The sequence below is a fragment of the Longispora urticae genome, from assembly GCF_053902585.1.
In genome coordinates this window covers 24,804-42,711 of the sequence record NZ_JAQZSH010000007.1, presented here as the reverse complement: position 1 = coordinate 42,711, position 17,908 = coordinate 24,804, and the positions used below count along the sequence as shown (strand labels likewise).

The following is a 17,908-nucleotide window of genomic DNA, read 5'->3' as shown; positions in this document are numbered from 1 at the left end:
GGAGGGCCCGCGGGGCTCTCCGTGCTCCCCGGCGACCGCCAGCGCCACCCGGACCGTCACGTGGCGGGTGCCGCCGCCCCGGAGTCCGGGGTGACGGCACCACACGTGCGGGCGTCAGACGACGACCGAGACCATCCGGCCCTTGACGACGATGACCTTCTTCGGGGTCTTGCCGTCCAGGGTGCCCGCGATCTCGGCCAGCGCCGCCGCCTGGACCTCGGCCTCGGGCAGGTCCGCCGCGACCTCGATCCGACCCCGGACCTTGCCGTTGACCTGCACCGGGTACGTCACCGTGTCGGCGACCAGCATGGCCGGGTCGGCGACCGGGAAGTCCACGTAGGACAGCCCACCGTCGTGGCCCAGCCGGGACCACAGCTCCTCGGCCAGGTGCGGCGCGAACGGCGACACCATCAGGACCAGCGGCTCCACGACCTCGCGCGGCGGGACGGCCAGCCCGGTGACGTGGTTGGTCAGGCCGATCAGCTTGGCGATCGCGGTGTTGAAGCGCAGCTCGGCCGCGTCGCCCCGGACGCCGTCGACCGTCCTGTGCAGCAGCCTGCGGGTCTCCTCGTCGGCCGGTTCGTCGCCGACCCGGACCGCGCCGGTCTCCTCGTCGATCACCAGCCGCCACACCCGCTGCAGGAACCGCTGCGCGCCGACCACGGCCCGGGTCTCCCACGGGCGGTTGACGTCCAGCGGGCCCATCGACATCTCGTACACCCGGAAGGTGTCCGCGCCGTACTCCTCGCACATCGCGTCGGGGGTCACCACGTTCTTCAGGGACTTGCCCATCTTGCCGTAGCTGCGCTTGACCTCCTCGCCCTCGAAGAAGTACTTCCCGTCGCGCTCGGTCACCTCGGACGCCTCGACCGGGAACTCGCGGCTGTCCCGGAACACGTAGGCGTCCACGTAGCCCTGGTTGAACAGCCTGCGGAACGGCTCCTTGGCGGACACGTAGCCCAGGTCGTGGACGACCTTCTGCCAGAACCGGGCGTACAGCAGGTGCAGGACGGCGTGCTCGACGCCGCCGACGTACAGGTCGGCGCCGCCCGGGTCGCCGTCCGCGCGCGGGCCCATCCAGTACTTCTCGTTGTCCGCGCCGACGAACGCCTCGGCGTTGGCCGGGTCCAGGTAGCGCATCTCGTACCAGCACGAACCGGCCCAGTTGGGCATGGTGTTCGTCTCGCGGGTGTACGTCCGCACCCCGTCGCCCAGGTCCAGCTCGACCGTGATCCAGTCGGTGGCCCGGCCCAGCGGCGGCTCCGGCGAGCTGTTCGCGTCGTCGGAGTCGTAGGTCTTCGGCGAGAAGTCGTCGATGTCGGGCAGGACGACGGGCAGCATCGAGTCGGGTACCGCGTGCGCGAAGCCGTCCTCGTCGTACACGATCGGGAAGGGCTCGCCCCAGTACCGCTGGCGGCTGAACAGCCAGTCACGCAGCCGGAACGTGGTCGCGCCGACCCCGCGCCCGGTCTCCTCCAGCCAGTCGATGATCCTCGCCTTGGCCTCGGCGACGGCCAGGCCGTCCAGGCTGATCGCCGGGCCGCCCGTGAAGCCCTCCGGAGTCGCGCTGTTGACCGCCACGCCGTCGCCGGTGAACGGGCCGCTCTCCCAGTCGGCCGGCGGCTGCACCGTGCGCACGATCGGCAGGTCGAACGCCTCGGCGAACTCCCAGTCCCGGGTGTCCTGGGCGGGCACGGCCATGATCGCGCCGGTGCCGTAGCCGGCCAGCACGTAGTCCGCGATGAAGATCGGCACCTCGGCGCCGTTCACCGGGTTCACGCCGAACGCGCCCGTGAAGACGCCGGTCTTGTCCTTGCCCTCGGTCTGCCGCTCCAGGTCGCTCTTCGTGGAGGCGAACTTCCGGTACGCGGCGACGGCCGCCGCCGGGGTCGCGTGCCCGCCGGTCCACCGCTCGCTGGCGCCGGCCGGCCACGCGTCCGGGACCAGCGCGTCGACCAGCGCGTGCTCGGGGGCCAGCACCATGTACGTCGCGCCGAACAGGGTGTCCGGGCGGGTGGTGAACACCCGGATGTCCCCCGCCGGGGAGGCGAAGTCGACGTGCGCGCCCGTGGACCGGCCGATCCAGGTGCGCTGCATCGTCTTCACCGACTCGGGCCAGTCCAGGGTCTCCAGGTCGGCCAGCAGCCGGTCCCCGTACGCGGTGATCCGCATCATCCACTGCTTCAGGTTGCGCTTGAAGACCGGGAAGTTGCCCCGCTCGGAGCGGCCGTCGGAGGTGATCTCCTCGTTGGACAGCACCGTGCCCAGGCCGGGGCACCAGTTGACCGGGGCCTCGGAGATGTAGGCCAGCCGGTGCGCGTCGATCGCCCGGCGCCGGTCCCCCGCCGACTTCTCCGCCCAGCCGGGCTCGGCGGACAGCTTCTCGACCAGGGTGTCGATCGGGCGCGCCCTGTCCTGCTCCGGGTCGTACCAGGAGGTGAAGCACTTCAGGAAGATCCACTGGGTCCAGCGGTAGTACTCCGGGTCGGTGGTCGCGAACGTGCGACGCTCGTCGTAGCCCAGGCCCAGGCGGCGCAGCTGCTGCCGGTACCGGATGATGTTCTTCTCGGTCGTGATCTTGGGATGGGTACCGGTCTGCACCGCGTACTGCTCCGTCGGCAGCCCGAACGAGTCGAAGCCCATCGGGTGCAGCACGTTGAAGCCGGCCATCCGCTGGAACCGCGAGTACGCGTCCGTGGCGATGTAGCCCAGCGGGTGCCCGACGTGCAGGCCCGCGCCCGACGGGAACGGGAACATGTCCATCACGAACAGCTTCGGGGCGTCCGCGCGCGGATGGCCCGGGTCGGCCAGCTCACCGGTCGGGTTCGGCGCGTGGAAGGTGCCGTCCACCGCCCAGGTCTCCTGCCAGCGCAGCTCGATGTCCTGGGCCATCGCGGCCGTGTACCGGAATGCCGGGGTGTCTGTCTCGCTCATTGTCTCCACCTGTGGTGTTCGGTCGGACTCGTCGTCACGCCCGGTCCCCGGGCTTCAGGCATGAAAAAACCCCTCACACAGGAGGGGGCGCCGTGCTGGTTGGACCCGTCAGCACGGCTCGATAAGGAGCAGGAAGAACCCGGTCATGGAGGCATCATACCCCGAGGGCGCGACCGGGGCCCGGCACCGTCGGGCGGGGGCGGTCCGGCGGGCCTCGCCGCCGCCGGCCGGACGGGTCACCGCGGGGCGATCCGGAACTCCGGGGCCGCGGGGCGCTCCATGTACGTGTGGTCCGGGGCCGCGAAGCCCAGCTTGGCGTACAGCGGGTGCATGTCCGCGGTGTGCAGCATCCACCGGAACTGGGCCCCGGGCCCGCCGTCGATCATCAGCTCCACCAGCGCCCGCCCCAGCCCGGACCCACGGTGCGCGTGCTCCACGTAGACGTCGTTCAGGATGGCGATCGACTCCCCGTCCGAGGTCGCCCGGCCGAAGCCGACCATCCGGCCCGACTCCCGCTCGTAGGCCCCGACGACGCGCCAGGCCCGGTCGAGCTGGCGGTCCAGGACGTCGCGGGTGCGCCAGGTGCCCCAGTACGCGTGCTGGGAGAGGAACGCCCAGGCCGCGTCGCGGTCGATCCGGGCGGGGTCGTCGTCGAGCTCGTACGCTTCCACCCGCACCAACCTAGCGGTACGCCGACATCGCCGCCTGCGCTATCTCGTGCTCGGCGGCGGACAGGATCGCCCGGAGCATCGGGTGCAGCGCGGCGGACACGGCGGCGAGGTGGCCGGCGGGCAGGCCGTCGAGGAACACCCGGCTCTCCAGGCCGAGGATCCCGACGACGGCGCACAGGGCCGCGTCGGCGACCGGGACCTCGTCCTGGCCGCGCAGGGCGTAGCGCAGCCGGGCCCGGACCCGGACCGCCAGCTCGGGGTCGACGGGCTGGATCCGGGTGACCGGCACGAGGCCCAGCCTGCGGGTCTGCACCTTGCGGAGCAGACCCGCGGCCGTGAGCGCGCCGGAGATCCGGTCGTGACTGTCCGAGGCGATGGCCCGCAGCCAGTAGTTCGGCGGATGGTTGGCCACCGAGAAGATCGCACCCAGCGCGCTGTCGGCGACAGCCAGGCCGGTGGGTCGGCGTTCGTAGCCGATCACCTTGCCCTCGCTGACGCCGATCCGGCCGGCGAGCATGAGGTCGATCAGGACGGCAGTGGCCAGGCCGACACTCAGCGAGGGCATGTGGATGTACGGTTTGCCTTCGCTGGAGTGGGCCAGCAGGTAGAGATCATCGCCAAGGGGCACGTTCAGATCCTCGCAGCAGCAGCCCGGAGTCTGTCGTGCACCCCGTCGTACGGGAGCGCCCCCCGCAAGACGGACTTGTCGATCTTGGCCACCATTGTGTAGTTCGGGTCGCAGACATTGCCGACCGGGGCCTCGCCCGCCTGGCTGACGAGCTGGTACGCGTCGAGGGTGTCCAGGCCGGTCAGCCCGCTGACCCAGGTGACCAGGTCGTGCTGGCTGATCCGGTACGCGTCCTCCAGCGGGCGCGCCGACCCGGTGGCCATGATCGCGGCGTCGGACTCGAAGCGCGGCCACGGGGTGGCGTGCCCCTTGATCACGTCCACGACGACGACCGTGTTCATCGCCGACTCCACGGCCGTGCCGCACACCTCGCCGTGCCCCTGCCGGGCGTGCCCGTCGCCGAGGGCGAACAGCGCGCCGGGGACGTTCACCCCGAAGTACGCGGTGACGCCGGCCCGCAGCTCGGGGCTGTCCATGTTCCCGCCGTGCGCGTCCGGGGTGATCGTCATCCGGGACTCGAACGCGGCCGGGGCCACCCCGACCGTGCCGTGCATCGGGTCGAGCGGCAGGTCGACGGTGTAGTCGGAGTTGCGGGCCGAGTAGCGCGCGATCCCCTTCGCGACGTCCAGCTCGTACACCCAGATGCGTTCTTCCAGGGCTGGTTGCAGCGTCGGGGTGTGCGAGGTCGAGGTCAGCGCCCCGAAGTGCGGGAACGTGGTGGACACGGCCCGGTCCCGGGCCGGGGTGATGGACACGAAGTGCACGGCGAGCGTGTCGCCGGGCTCCGCGCCCTCCACGTGGAACGGCCCGGTGACCGGGTTCAGGTACGGGAACTCGCACACCTGGGAGGGGAGGTCGTCGAAGCCGAGCACCTTCCCCCCGAAGCAGTCCTCGGTGTAGACGGACAGCGCGTCACCGGCCCGGAGCCGGGCCACGGGGGCCCGGCCGCCGAACGTGTACGCGTAGTCCTCCGGCGTGGGCCGGTAGGTCACGAGGTTCAAGACTTGTCCTCACCGCTGAGACCGGAGAGCTTCGGCCGGCGGCCGAAGACGTACAGGCCGATGAGGATAATCACTCCGAGCAGGATCCACGCGAAGCCGAGGCGGGTCGCGGCGACCCGCGCGTTGTAGACGACGTAGGCGAGGATGCCGAAGCCGATCAGCGGCAGTACCAGGTGGCTCAGGTAGTTCTTGCTCTTCTTCTTGATGAGGAAGTGCCAGATCACCGCGACGTGCAGGACCAGGAACGCGAACATCGCACCGAAGTTGATCATCGAGGAGAGGTCGGCGATGCCGGCGGGCCGGGTGCTCATGAACAGGCCCAGCGCCAGCGAGATCGCGCTGACCAGCAGGATCGCGTTGCCCGGTACCCCGCGCCGGACGTTGATCCTGGCCAGGAACGACGGGAGCTGCTTGTCCCGGGCCATGGCGAAGATCAGGCGGGACGTGGCGACCTGCGCGACGAGGGAGTCGGCGAAGCCCCACGCGATGGCGGTGGTGACGGCGGTCAGCACGGCCAGCCAGTGGCCGCCGGCGACCTCGGCGGCGCCGTAGAAGGCCACCCCGTCGGCGTCGCCGTTCTTGAGCAGCGCGGCCGGGTCGGTCACGAACAGCGAGGCCACCCAGGTCTGGACGAAGAACAGCAGGCCGGCCAGCGCCAGCGCCGCGATCATCGAACGGCCGATCTGGCGCTCGTTGCCCTTGTTCTCCTCGGACAGCATCGCGATGCCGTCGAAGCCGAGGAAGGACAGCGCGGCCACCGAGACGGCGCCGAAGATCAGCGGCCACGAGAACTCGCCGCTGTCGAACAGCGCGCTGAACGTGCGGCCGTTGCCCTTACCCTGGGCCAGGGCGACGAAGCCGATCACCAGGAAGATCGCCAGAACGATGAGCTCACCGATGAGCAGCACCTTGGTGACCGTGGCGGTGAGCTTGATGCCCAGGTAGTTCACGGCGGTGTTCACCGCGACGAACACGATCAGCCAGGCCCAGACCGGAATGGCCGAGATCGTGGCGTTCATGGCGATCGAGGCCACCAGGTAGAGCAGACCCGGCACCAGGATGTAGTCGAGCAGGATCGCCCAACCGGCGAGGAAGCCGACCGGCGCGCCGATCCCGCGGCCCGCGTACGTGTAGACGGAGCCGGCCATGGGGAAGGCCTTCGACATCTGCGCGTACGACAACGCGGTGAACATCATCGCGATGGCGCCGATGAGATAGGCGAGAGCGACCATGCCACCTGAAGCCTGGTAAACCTGGCCGAAAATGGCGAACGGCGCGATCGGGACCATGAAGATGAGCCCGTAGAACAACAGATCGGTAAAGCTCAGCGACCGTCTGAGCTCCTGGGGGTAACCGAACTGTTCGAGGGATTGCCCCTGTTGCTGGGTAGTCATAACGCGGCAGAGTAGTCCCGTTACTTAAAAGAGAAAAGGTTTCCCTAGAAACTTCTGAGGACGTCGAACGAAAGTCCGTCAGCCCGTGCGAGGTGCACGGACTGCGCCACATGACGATGTGTCACGGTGAGCATTCCCCGCCCCGCCATAATGGACACACCATCCGATGTGACGTCAATCTCAGCCGAATGCAGCGAACGGGCACGGTCCGCGAGTGCCGCCAGCAACCGGAGACCGCCGTACAGACCCTCGGCGTGCCCGTTGAGGATCGGGGCCGGGGTGCCGAAGCTCCCGGTGTACCGGTCCGTGAAGTCCAGGCACGCCTCCGTGGCCATCGAGGCGAAGAAACCCATCGACGCGTACAGCTCACCCGTGTCGTCGCCACCCGCGCCCAGCAGGCCGTTCTCCTCCAGCGCCGCGCACAGCCGGACCACCCGGCCGGCCAGCGGGCTCGCCGCGAACGCCCGGTTGAACAGCGTCAGGTCCGCGCCCACCAGGGTCAGCAGCACCGCGTCGGCCCGGGACGCGGCGATCGCGTGCAACAAGGGGGCCGGATCCGTCAGCCCCCGGGGCGCGTGACGCTCGGTGACCACCTCGGCGCCGCAGTCCTTCAGGTACCGGGTGGCCGCACCGTGCAGCCGGCGCGGCCAGACGTAGTCGTTGCCGACCAGCGCCCAGCGCCGCCTGCCCCTGACCTCGGCGAACCAGCGGAGCACCGGCAGCAGCTGGCGCTCGGGGGTCTCGCCCGACAGGTAGACGCCGGGGGTGTGCTCGCCGCCCTCGTACGGCGGGGTGTAGACGAACGGCAGTCGGCCGCCGAGCGCCCTGGTCAGCGCGATCCGGACGTCGCTGGCGTGCGAACCGACCAGCGCCCGCACCGCGCCCGCCTCGACCAGGCCCATCACGTCGGCGGTCACCTCGGCCGGGGACCGCCCGCCGTCCACCAGGACCAGCTCCACCGGGCGGCCCAGGATGCCGGCCCCGGCGTTGAGCTCGGCGACCGCGAGGGTCGCGCAGTTGACCGCCGCGGGGCCGACCATGCCGAGCGTTCCGGACAGCGGGATGACCAACGCGACCCGGACCGCCTCGTGCGGTTCCGGCGCCAACAGTCGGGCTTCCAACAGGTCACTGACGATGGTCACATCCGGGCGCACCAGCCGAGTATCGTCTGCACAGACCGTGAGGGAAAGGGGCGACCCATGCCAGCGAGTGACTTGCGCACACACCTGGCCTACGCCCTGAGCGCGGCGGAACGGGCCGCGAACCGCGAACTCTCGGCGGCACTGGCCGAGTCCGGTATTACCGTGGAACAGTGGCGCATTCTCAGTGCCCTGGCCGAAAACCCAGGTCAGCCCATGGGCGAGCTGGCCGAGACCGTGCTGATGCCGCACCCGACGCTGACGAAGGCGGTCGATCGGCTCGTCGACTCCGCACTGGTCTACCGGCACCAGGATCCGACGGACAGACGCCGGGTCGTGGTGTACCTGTCCGATCAGGGGTCCGCTCTGCTCGATCGCGCCAAAAGGCGTGCGGCGTCCCAACACAGAGCGATGGAACGGGCGCTTGGTCCGGAGCGGACCGAACGGCTGATGCACGACCTCGTCGCATTGGTCAGGATGATCGAGTAGGCTCCGTTCCCCGTGCCCGGACGGTAACCGAACTGATGCCGTTCCGCCGGCACCATCAACCCTTCAAGCTGAAAAAATTCAGTCCGTTCCTGAACTGAATGAGGAGGCCCCTGGTGACAACACCGCGCACCGCCGACGAGCTCGGACCGCCCCTGGGAGCGGATGAGCTGAAGGAGGCGACCTCCGCGATCGTCGCCAACATCGAGCAGGTGATCGAGGGCAAGACGGCCATCGTCCGGCTGGCACTCGCCGTCCTCCTCGCCGAAGGGCACCTCCTCATCGAGGACGTACCCGGCGTCGGCAAGACAAAGCTCGCAAAGGCCCTCGCACGGTCGATCGACTGCTCGGTGCGCCGGATCCAGTTCACCCCGGACCTGCTGCCCAGCGACGTGACCGGCGTCAGCGTCTACAACCAGGAAAACCACGACTTCGAGTTCAAGCCCGGGGCCGTGTTCGCCAACCTGGTCGTCGGCGACGAGATCAACCGGGCCTCGCCGAAGACGCAGTCCGCGCTGCTGGAGTGCATGGAGGAGCGGCAGGTCACCGTCGACGGGACGACCTACTACCTCCAGACGCCGTTCATGGTGATCGCGACGCAGAACCCCATCGAGATGGAGGGCACCTATCCGCTGCCCGAGGCCCAGCGCGACCGGTTCACCGCGCGGCTCGCCATGGGGTACCCGGCGCCGGGCGCCGAGCTCGCGATGCTCGACCACCACGGCGCGTCCGACCCGCTGGACGAGCTGCGCGCCGTCACCGACGCGAACATGATCCGCCGGCTGATCCACACCGTCCGCCAGGTGTACGTGGCCGACAGCATCAAGCAGTACGCGGTCGACCTGGTCACCGCGACCCGCGAGGCCCCCGACCTGCGGCTCGGCGCGAGCCCCCGGTCCACCCTCCAGCTGCTGCGCACCGCGCGCGCCGTCGCCTCGCTCGAGGGCCGCGACTTCGTCCTCCCCGACGACCTGCAGGCGCTCGCCGTGCCCGTCCTCGCGCACCGGCTCATCCCGACCGCGGAGGCGCAGCTGGCCCGCCGCACCACCGACGCGATCGTGTCCGACATCCTGCACAAGCTGCAGATCCCGACCAACGACCAGCACAACTCCAGGCGGCGATAGCGATGCGGGAGGCACTGGCCGGCCTCACCACACGGGGCCGGTCGTTCCTCGCGGCGGCCGCGGCCGCCCTGCTGTCGGCGATCGTGCTCGGCGAGAAGGACCTGCTCCCGGTCGCCCTGCTGCTGGCCACGCTGCCGCTGCTCGCGGCCGCGGCCATCTCCCGGACCCGGTACCGGCTGACGTGCAGCCGGGTGCTCGACCCCCGGCGCGCGTCGGTGGGGGCGAGCGCCCGGGTCGTGCTCCGGCTGCAGAACCTGTCCCGGATCCCGACCGGCACGATGCTGCTGGAGGACCGGCTGCCCTACGCTCTCGGCTCCCGGCCCCGGCTCGTCCTGGAACGCCTCGGTTCGTACCAGACGTCCACTGTGGCCTACACGGTGCGCGCCGACGTTCGCGGCCGGTACGAGGTCGGGCCGCTCATCGTCCGGCTCACCGACCCGTTCGGGCTGTGCGAGCTGACCCGCTCGTTCCCGTCCACCGACCGGTTGACCGTGATCCCGCAGGTCACCGCGCTGCCGGAGATCCGGCTGGCCGGCGAGTACGCGGGGTCCGGCGAGAGCCGCGCCCGGTCGGTGGCCGTGCACGGCGAGGACGACGCGGCGACCCGCGAGTACCGGCACGGCGACGACCTGCGCCGGGTGCACTGGCGCTCCACGGCCCGGGTCGGCGAGCTCATGGTCCGCCGCGAGGAACAGCCGTGGGAGTCCAAGGCCACCATCGTCGTGGACACCCGGGGCACCGCGCACCGGGGCGAGGGCCCCACCTCCAGCTTCGAGTGGTCCGTGTCCGCCGCCGCCAGCGTCGCGCTGCACCTGCGGCACGAGGGCTACAAGCTGCGGATGGTCACCGACACCGGCGCCGACATCGACGCCAACGAGGGTGACGGCGAGGGCGCGATGCTCGACTACCTCGCCGACGTCAAGCTCGGCCCCCGGGGCGACCTGACCCGGCTGATGGAGCGGATCCGGCGCCGGTCCGACGGCGGGCTCGTCATCGCCGTCCTCGGCCTGATCACCCCGGAGGAGGCCGAACTGCTGGCCGGCCTGCGGCGTACCGGCTCGATCTGCGTGGCCTTCCTGCTCGACAGCACCACCTGGCTCCAGCTTCCGCCCGGCCAACGGGCCGCCGCCGAACAGGCGCACGAGGCCGGCGCGCTGGCCCTGCTCCGGGCCGGCTGGCGGGTCGTCGGCGTCCAGCACGGCTCCCGGCTGGCCGCGCTGTGGCCGCAGGCCGCCCGGGGCAACCAGGGCTTCGCCTTCCGCGCCGCCATGGCCGAGACCGTCTCCACAGGGGTGAATCCGTGACCACCTGTCCGTCACCGACCACGGGGGTGCGGCGATGACCCAGCGCCGGCACGTGGCGATCATCGCGGGCATCGCGTCCCTGCTGTCGATCGCGCCCCTCACCGCGGTCTTCGAGCACTGGGGCTGGCTCCTGATCCTGTCGACCATGCTGGTCGTGCTGATCGTGGGCGCGGCGGTCACCGCCCGGGCCCTGCGCGCCCCCGCGTGGGCACAGCCCCTGATCACGATGTCCGTCCTGCTGCTGTTCCTGACCTCCCGGTTCGGCGAGGGCGCGCTGTTCGGCGTCCTGCCCACCCCGGGCGTGATCGGACACTTCAACGACCTGCTCGGCACGGCCGGCGACGACATCCAGCAGGTCGGGGTGCCGGCCCCCAGCCGGGTGGCGCTCCAGTTCCTCACCCTGCTCGGTGTCGGCATGGTCACCCTGCTCATCGACATGCTCGCCGTCACGCTCCGCCGGCCCGCGCTCGCCGGCCTGCCGATGCTCGCCATCTACTCCGTCCCCGTCGCCGTCATGGAGAGCGGCATCCCGGTGTGGCCGTTCGTGCTGGGCGCGACCGGGTACCTCTGGCTGCTCGTCGCCGACAACACCGACCGGGTCCGGCGCTGGGGCCGGCGGTTCAGCGGCGACGGCAAGGACATCGACGCCTGGGAGCCGTCCCCGATGGGGGCCGCCGGCCGCCGGCTCGGGATCGCCAGCCTCGCCGTCGCCGTCGCCCTGCCCCTGCTCGTGCCGAGCCTCGGCAGCGGCATCCTGAACACCGTCGGGGTCACCGGCAGCGGCGAGGGGCCCGGCGGCGGGAGCGGTTCGGGCCGCGGCGGTACCATCGTCAACCCGATCACGCAGCTCCGGGGCTTCCTGACGCGCAACGGGACCGTCGACATGGCCCGGATGACGACCGACAACCCCAATCCGGGGTATCTGAAACTCGCGGTCGCCGACGAGGTCACCGACTCCGGCTTCCGGCCCTCCAACCCGCACACCCCCAAGGCGCTCGGCTCGCTCCCCGAGCCCGGCCAGGGCATGCCGTCCGACGTGAAGCGCCAGCAGCACACGGCCTCCGTCGAGGTGCTCACCCTGGACACCCCGTACCTTCCGCTGTACCCGCGGGCCAGCACCGTCGACGCGAAGAAGGTCAAGGGCAGCTGGCAGTACGACCCGATCACCGGGGTCGCGTTCTCGAACAAGGGGAACAACGCGCGCGGGGCCAAGTACACCCAGAGCTACGTCGAGTACGCGTTCACCGCCGACGTGCTCCGCCGGGCCCCCGACGTGAGCCCCGAGGACCCCGCCGTACAGCTGTTCACCCGGGTGCCGCAGAACGCGTACGTGGCCTCCGAGGTGCTGCGGGCGACCAAGGGCGCGACGAACCAGTACGACAAGGTGCTCGGGATCCTCAACAACTTCTCCGACACCAACGGGTTCAGCTACACCCTGAGCACCAACCCGGGTACCAGCGGCAGCCTGATCGAGGACTTCCTCAAGAACAAGAAGGGGTACTGCGAGCAGTACGCCTCCGCCATGGCCTGGATGGTCCGCCAGGCCGGCATCCCGTCCCGGGTCGTCACCGGCTTCACCCAGGGCACGCAGGTCCCGGGCTCGCCGAAGACCTGGAAGGTCACCAACTACAACCTGCACGCCTGGGTCGAGGTGTACTTCGTCGGCTACGGCTGGGTGCCGTTCGACCCCACCCCGTCGGCCCTCGTCGCCGGTTCCGTGGCCCTGCCCTGGGCCCCCGACCCGAGCCGGCCGAACCCGACCCCGACCAACGGCGGCCCGTCCACCGGCCCGACCGACGAGGCCGACCCGAACGCGCCGAAGCCCGACCCGGGGTTCAAGGACGGCGGCAACGACCCCGCCGCCGGCGCGGCTGCCGAGAAGCCGGCCCAGTGGCCGTACTACCTGGTCGGCGCCCTGTTCCTGCTCGCCCTGCTCCTCAGCCCCGCCCTGTCCCGGATTCTGACCCGGCGACGGCGGCTCGCGTGGACCACGTCCACCGACCCCGACGTCATCCGGCAGAACACCCACCAGGCGTGGACCGAGTTCGGCGACCTGCTCACCGACTACGGGCTCGACAGCGACGCCATCGAGACGCCCCGCGGCCTCACGGCCAGGCTCACCGGCCGCAACGTCGGCGAGCGCGCCTTCGCCGGGCTGCTCACCGGGGCCGCCGCCGAGGGGGCCAAGCTGCTCGGTACGGCCGAGGAACGCGCCCGGTACGCCCGGGAGCCCCTCGCCGGGGAGGGCATCCGGTCCGCGCTGGACGCCGTGCGCGCCGGGCTGCGGAAGGACTCCGGTCGGGGCGTGCGGATCACGGCCGTGCTGCTGCCGCCGTCGACCATGGAACGGTGGCGGCGGGCGACCGGGAACGCCGGGTTCGCGACGGTGGAGTGGTTGGCGAAGTTGCACCACCACCTGACGCCGCGGAAGTTGTTCCGGACGCGCTGAGAGGTACGTGAGGCGGCCCCCGCACCTGACGGTGTGGGGGCCGTTTCGTGCGCGCGCGCCGGGCCACGGGCCGGCCACGCTGGGCGCGTGCCGATGCGTGTCGGATGAGGGACGCGGCGTAACCGTCTGCTGCGTTTGACCTGGATCTTCGGGGTGGGGCCGGCCGCGGGCGGCGTCGTGCCCGGTGCGCGGAGGTCGTGGGGACGCGTCGGGGCCCGGCCGGGACTACCCGGCCGGGCCCCGTGCACGACAGGTCAGCGGTCGTCCATGCGACGACGCCAGCGTTCCTCGAGACGGTCGACGAAGGAGGACTTTCGGGTGCGGGTCCGGCGCGTGGCCTGACCACCCACGGCGCGCAGCTCAGGGCGGTGCGCCCGGCGTTGCGACTGCAGTCCGTAGGCCGCGGACCCGAGCATCACCACAAAACCGGCGACACCCAGCAACGGGACCTTACTGACCACGCCATACATCAGCAGTGCGAGGCCGATGACCAAGAGGCCGCCGGCGGCGACCAGGCGACGCCGGCTGCGGTAGCCCGGGTCACTGGCCCGCACCGCCGAGGCGAATTTGGGGTCATCGGCGAGCGACCGCTCGATCTCCTCGAACAGTCGCTGCTCGTGCTCGGAGAGCGGCACGGCACTCCTCCCCGGTCATCGAGCCGACCCGGGCGGGTCGGCGGACCGCGCAGCCGTTCGGCTGCCTATAGGCCAGTCTACGAGGGGGTCACCGACTCGGAAAGCCGGATGTTGGCCAGTTATCAAACCTGACCGGATTCCGCACTTTCCAACTCGGGGTGTAGTGGACCTCCACCCGCTGTCACTCCTCTATCCTGCCACCTTCAGGGCCTTCCTGGGCAGTCGATCTCAGGTCACGTTCATTACCCGGTTTCCGCCCGGCCATCCCACCGCCCCGGGGACGCAACAGGCTGGCCGGCCGCAGCGCCGCCGACCCGAACCGGGCGGTCACCGCGTCCGAGGCCTGGTCAGCCTCGCGCCAGCCCCGGTCGGGCTCCCCCAGGGTCATCTGGCGGGGCTGCCCGTCGGCGCCGACGAGGCCCTCCACCCGGACCCCGATCAGACGAACCGGGCGGGAGCCCACAGACTCCCGCAAGATCTGATAGAGCGACCAGGACGTCTCGAAGACCTCCCTGGTCACGTCGGTGGGCACCGCCAGGGTCCGGGAGCGCGACACGGTGCTGAAGTCGTCGAACCGGACCTTCAGCGCCACCGTCCGGCCCACCATGGCCGCCGCCCGGAGCCGCCGGCTCGCCTTGTCCGACAGCGCCAGCAGCGCCCGGCGCAGCAGGTCGGGCTCCGTGACGTCGAGGTCGAACGTCGTCTCCGCCCCGATCGACTTCTCCACCGAGTCCGTGACGACCCGGCGGGGGTCGCGGCCCCACGACAGTTCGTACACGTGGCGGCCGACCGCCTCGCCCAGGGCGCGGCGGAGGGTCGCGGTCGGGGCGTGCGCGATGTCGCGGACCACGGTCAGGCCCAACCGGCGGAGCACCTCGGCCGTGCGCTCCCCCACGCCCCACAGCGCGCCGACCGGCAACGGGTGCAGGAAGTCGAGGATCAGGGCCCGCGGGACCACGAGCATCCCGTCGGGCTTGGCCCGGGTGGAGGCCAGCTTGGCCAGGAACTTGTTCGGGGCGACCCCGACCGAGCACGTCAGGCCCATCTCCGCCGAGACCCGGGTCCGGAGGCGCTGGGCGATGCCGGCCGGCGGGCCGAACAGCCGGACCGCGCCGGAGACGTCCAGGAACGCCTCGTCGACGGACAGCGGCTCCACGAGGGGGGTCACATCGCGGAAGAGGGCCATCACGGTCCGGGAGGCCTCGCTGTACGCGGTGAAGTCCGGCGGCAGGTACACCGCATGCGGGCAGGCGCGGCGGGCGCGGGCCATCGGCATGGCGCTGCGGACGCCGAACCTGCGGGCCTCGTAGCTGGCGGCGCTCACCACGCCCCGGGGGCCGAGCCCGCCGACGATGACGGGCTGCCCGCGCAGCTCGGGGCGGCGGCGGAGCTCGACGGAGGCGTAGAAGGCGTCCATGTCGACGTGCAGGATCGGGCAGCCGGCATCGTCGGCGCCCGGACCGAACCGGACGTCGCGCTCCTCGGGGAGCGGTTGATGACGGCCCACAGCCGTGAACCTACCGGGGCGGTACGACAATCAGCGGAATGCCGACCTCTTCCGGCGTGACCGAGCCGTGGTAGCCGACCAGGGCGGACGCCCCCGCCTCGAGGTCCGAGGCGATCACGACCCGGCGGCCGAGACAGGTCACCACGAGGTCCCCGATGCGTGCGCGGTGCGCGGCGGGCACCGGGCCGAACCAGCCCAAGTCGATCGCCTCGGACCTGCTCACCACCGAGGCGGTGTCACCGAGGACGGCGCGCCACGCGGCCAGGACGTCGGCCTCCGCGCCGGGCAGGGTGTGCACGTACCGCACCCGGGGCTCGCCGGCCAGCACCCGCACCCCGGACCGCAGCTCGGGGACGGCGTCGAAGTCGATCCGGTCCTCGTCGGTCACGTTGACCATGCCGTGGTCGGCGGTCACCACGAGCGCGGTGTCCGACGGCAGTTCGTCGACCAGCCGGCCCAGCATGGCGTCCACCGCCGCCACCTCGGCCAGCCACTCGGGCGAGCCGACCCCGAAGAGGTGGCCGGCCGTGTCGACCCTGGGGTGGTACCCGTAGACCAGGCGGGCGTCGCTGGCCAGCACCCGGTCGACGAGCGTGCCGGAGCCGGCCGGGGTGTAGGGGGCGCCCCGGTACGCGGCGACGGTCAGGCCGCTGCCCTCGTACGCCGCCGGGCCGAGGACCGCCGTGGACACCCCCGCCGACTCGAACCGGGTCCGCACCGGCTGCCAGACGCCCGGGTCGGGGTCGTCCCGCCACTTCGTGTGGTCGAGCACCTCGTCGGTACCCGGGACGTTGACCCGGAAGCCGAGCACGCCGTGCGCGCCGGGCAGGGCGCCCGTACCGAGGCTGACCAGGCTCGCCGGGGTCGTGGACGGGAAGTTGCAGGCGATCTCGGTCATGCCGCCGAGCCGGCCGGCCCGGATGTCCTCCAGGACGGGGGCGACCGGGGCCGCGGCCGGCAGCACGCGGGAGCCCAGGCCGTCGAACAGCAGCACCACGACCCGGCGCGCGCCGGCGAGCCGGGCGGTCAGGTCGAGGCGGCCGGGGCCTTCGCCGGTGATCGCGGCGAGGACACCGGGCAGGATGTCGGAGATCGAACCGGCCGGCCCGGGGGTCATGACCTGCGGGCCAGCAGGTGGATCTGGGTGGCGATGTCCCGGTACGGCGGGACGGCCGCCGTGGCCAGCTCGAACCGGAGCAGTGCCTCGTACGCGCCCGGCTCGGTGTCCAGCAGCGCGCCCGGGACGAGGTCGGCGGCGACCCGGACCCCGTGCACCTGCTCGACGGCGAGGCCCGCCCGGGCGAGGAGGGCCGAGGCGGAGTCCGCGTCGTACCGCCGGAGGAGGGTGTCCCGGGGACCGCCGCGCCCGGCGGGGTCCTGGAAGGTCGCCAGGGCCGCCGGCAGCTGGCCGGCGATGGCGCGCGCCAGGGCGGCCGCGACCCGGTTGGCCACCACGATGCTGGCCGCGCCGCCGGGGCGCAGCGCCCCCGCGAGGTCCCGGGCCACGGCGACCGGGTCGTCCACGAACTCCAGCACGCTGTGGCAGAGCACCAAGTCCGCGCCGCCGGTGGGCAGGAGCTCGCCGAGCCGGTCCGCGTCGCCCTGCACGGCGGTGACCCGCTCGGCCACGCCGGTCTCGGCCGCGCGCCGGGCCAGGGCGGCCAGGGCGTCGGGGCTGGCGTCCACGACGGTCACCGTGTGGCCGGCCTCCGCGAGGGGAACGGCGAACCCGCCCGTACCGCCCCCGACATCGACGATGGTCAGCTTCTCGCCGGCCCGCCGCTCCAACTCGGCCCGCAACACGGCCCAGACGACCGCTGTGCGCGGCGCCGCGTGGGTACGCTCCACGGTTCCATCTCCTTCGTCGACGTCAACGCCTGGAAGCCTAACCTCCCGGCGGTGGGCAGCAGCCGGACCCGACCGTGTCCGACGAGGGTGAGCGGGTCCAGGTAGACCCTGCCCCGGCGGAGGCCCCAGTGCAGGCAGGCCGGGGCGGCGCAGCCGGGATGACCCGGGTCGAGGGTGCCGAGCGCCGTGCCGGCTCCGACCCCGGTCCCGGCCCTGACGGACGACCGCACGGGTTGGTACGTGGTGAGCAGGCCGTTCGGGTGCAGGACGCTCACGACGCCGACGCCGGCGATGATCCCGGAGTAGTGCACGGTGCCCGGACCTGCGGACAGGACGGGCTGGTCGGGGGTGCCGGCGAGGTCGACGCCCCGGTGGCCGGGGAGCCAGGGGGCGGGCGGGGGCTCGAACCCGCGGAGGACGGCGGGGCGGGGGGTGAGCGGCCAGCGGTACCCGGAGGCCGGGGTGGGGTCGTCGAACTGTGCCCGGCGGGGAGTGGGTGGTCGGCCGTAGCCCGGAAACGGGAACTGGGCGGGGCGCGGTGTCGGCGTGCGCGGCCGGCCGTACCCAGGAAATGGGGGTGGGTCCTCGGGGTGTGGCCGGGCAGCTGTGGGAGCGGCGTCCGGGACGCGGACGTTCGGGGGTGACTGTGCCACGGCGGGTCCGGGCTCGGGGGCCGGGACCGCGGCTGTGAGGAGGAGGGCGAGAAGTGCGCTGAGGAGCGACATGCCCCCAGGGTCGTCGTCGCCCGCCCCGCGCCCGGCTCCCCTGTGGACAAGGGACCCGCCTGT

Annotated in this window: 15 protein-coding genes; 4 read left to right on the top strand and 11 right to left on the bottom strand. The window is 71.9% G+C overall.

Annotated elements, in window-relative coordinates:
* Positions 1-114: 114 nt before the first annotated feature.
* The 6 genes from leuS to PT931_RS03155 all read right to left on the bottom strand — a co-directional run bounded on the left by leuS (position 115) and on the right by PT931_RS03155 (position 7,782).
* Positions 115-2,934 (bottom strand): leucine--tRNA ligase, encoded by a 2,820-nt coding sequence (gene leuS, locus PT931_RS03180; protein ID WP_456244193.1) that lies wholly within the window; start codon positions 2,932-2,934, stop codon positions 115-117.
* Positions 2,935-3,170: 236 nt separating this feature from the next.
* The gene (locus PT931_RS03175) at positions 3,171-3,605 is read right to left on the bottom strand and encodes a GNAT family N-acetyltransferase (RefSeq protein ID WP_456244192.1); all 435 of its coding nucleotides are present in this window, start codon (positions 3,603-3,605) and stop codon (positions 3,171-3,173) included.
* Positions 3,606-3,615: 10 nt separating this feature from the next.
* On the bottom strand, positions 3,616-4,233 hold the full coding sequence (locus PT931_RS03170; protein WP_456244191.1) for a GOLPH3/VPS74 family protein: 618 nt from the start codon (positions 4,231-4,233) through the stop codon (positions 3,616-3,618).
* Positions 4,234-4,235: 2 nt separating this feature from the next.
* Entirely contained in the window at positions 4,236-5,234 is a 999-nt protein-coding gene (locus PT931_RS03165) for an acetamidase/formamidase family protein (protein WP_456244190.1), read from the bottom strand.
* Positions 5,231-6,628, bottom strand: coding sequence for an APC family permease (locus tag PT931_RS03160; RefSeq protein WP_456244189.1), 1,398 nt, complete (start codon positions 6,626-6,628; stop codon positions 5,231-5,233). The genes PT931_RS03165 and PT931_RS03160 overlap by 4 nt, the downstream gene beginning before the upstream one ends.
* Before the next feature lie 44 nt (positions 6,629-6,672).
* On the bottom strand, positions 6,673-7,782 hold the full coding sequence (locus PT931_RS03155) for a substrate-binding domain-containing protein (RefSeq protein WP_456244188.1): 1,110 nt from the start codon (positions 7,780-7,782) through the stop codon (positions 6,673-6,675).
* A 45-nt stretch (positions 7,783-7,827) separates the two neighbouring features.
* Between PT931_RS03155 and PT931_RS03150 the strand changes: the two genes are divergently transcribed.
* The 4 genes from PT931_RS03150 to PT931_RS03135 all read left to right on the top strand — a co-directional run bounded on the left by PT931_RS03150 (position 7,828) and on the right by PT931_RS03135 (position 13,130).
* Entirely contained in the window at positions 7,828-8,256 is a 429-nt protein-coding gene (locus tag PT931_RS03150; protein WP_363728448.1) for a MarR family winged helix-turn-helix transcriptional regulator, read from the top strand.
* Positions 8,257-8,369: 113 nt separating this feature from the next.
* Positions 8,370-9,377, top strand: a complete 1,008-nt coding sequence (locus PT931_RS03145; RefSeq protein ID WP_456244187.1) for an AAA family ATPase — start codon at positions 8,370-8,372, stop codon at positions 9,375-9,377.
* Positions 9,378-9,379: 2 nt separating this feature from the next.
* Entirely contained in the window at positions 9,380-10,681 is a 1,302-nt protein-coding gene (locus PT931_RS03140) for a DUF58 domain-containing protein (protein ID WP_456244186.1), read from the top strand.
* A gap of 34 nt (positions 10,682-10,715) precedes the next feature.
* Entirely contained in the window at positions 10,716-13,130 is a 2,415-nt protein-coding gene (locus PT931_RS03135) for a transglutaminaseTgpA domain-containing protein (protein ID WP_456244185.1), read from the top strand.
* A gap of 254 nt (positions 13,131-13,384) precedes the next feature.
* Here PT931_RS03135 and PT931_RS03130 read toward each other — a convergent pair whose 3' ends face one another.
* From PT931_RS03130 to PT931_RS03110, 5 genes are all read right to left on the bottom strand, one after another.
* Positions 13,385-13,765: a DUF3040 domain-containing protein gene (locus PT931_RS03130; RefSeq protein WP_363728442.1), complete on the bottom strand. Its 381-nt coding sequence runs from the start codon at positions 13,763-13,765 to the stop codon at positions 13,385-13,387.
* A 181-nt stretch (positions 13,766-13,946) separates the two neighbouring features.
* Positions 13,947-15,272, bottom strand: coding sequence for a DNA polymerase IV (locus PT931_RS03125; protein WP_456244184.1), 1,326 nt, complete (start codon positions 15,270-15,272; stop codon positions 13,947-13,949).
* A gap of 10 nt (positions 15,273-15,282) precedes the next feature.
* Positions 15,283-16,389 carry an alkaline phosphatase family protein gene (locus PT931_RS03120; RefSeq protein ID WP_456244183.1) on the bottom strand — a complete coding sequence of 369 codons (1,107 nt, stop codon included), beginning with the start codon at positions 16,387-16,389 and terminating at the stop codon, positions 15,283-15,285.
* On the bottom strand, positions 16,386-17,120 hold the full coding sequence (locus PT931_RS03115; RefSeq protein WP_456244182.1) for a class I SAM-dependent methyltransferase: 735 nt from the start codon (positions 17,118-17,120) through the stop codon (positions 16,386-16,388). The genes PT931_RS03120 and PT931_RS03115 overlap by 4 nt, the downstream gene beginning before the upstream one ends.
* A complete protein-coding gene (locus PT931_RS03110; protein ID WP_456244181.1) occupies positions 17,033-17,845 on the bottom strand; it encodes a peptidoglycan DD-metalloendopeptidase family protein in 813 nt (270 codons plus the stop codon). Before PT931_RS03110 ends, PT931_RS03115 begins: the two co-directional genes overlap by 88 nt.
* Positions 17,846-17,908 lie beyond the last annotated feature (63 nt).

Excerpts from the sequence above, each read along its gene's own strand:
- PT931_RS03120 (WP_456244183.1), bottom strand. The coding sequence starts at position 16,389 with ATGACCCCCGGGCCGGCCGGTTCGATCTCCGACATCCTGCCCGGTGTC.
- PT931_RS03160 (WP_456244189.1), bottom strand. The coding sequence starts at position 6,628 with ATGACTACCCAGCAACAGGGGCAATCCCTCGAACAGTTCGGTTACCCC.
- PT931_RS03150 (WP_363728448.1), top strand. The coding sequence starts at position 7,828 with ATGCCAGCGAGTGACTTGCGCACACACCTGGCCTACGCCCTGAGCGCG.
- PT931_RS03110 (WP_456244181.1), bottom strand. The coding sequence starts at position 17,845 with ATGTCGCTCCTCAGCGCACTTCTCGCCCTCCTCCTCACAGCCGCGGTC.
- PT931_RS03135 (WP_456244185.1), top strand. The coding sequence starts at position 10,716 with ATGACCCAGCGCCGGCACGTGGCGATCATCGCGGGCATCGCGTCCCTG.
- leuS (WP_456244193.1), bottom strand. The coding sequence starts at position 2,934 with ATGAGCGAGACAGACACCCCGGCATTCCGGTACACGGCCGCGATGGCC.
- PT931_RS03140 (WP_456244186.1), top strand. The coding sequence starts at position 9,380 with ATGCGGGAGGCACTGGCCGGCCTCACCACACGGGGCCGGTCGTTCCTC.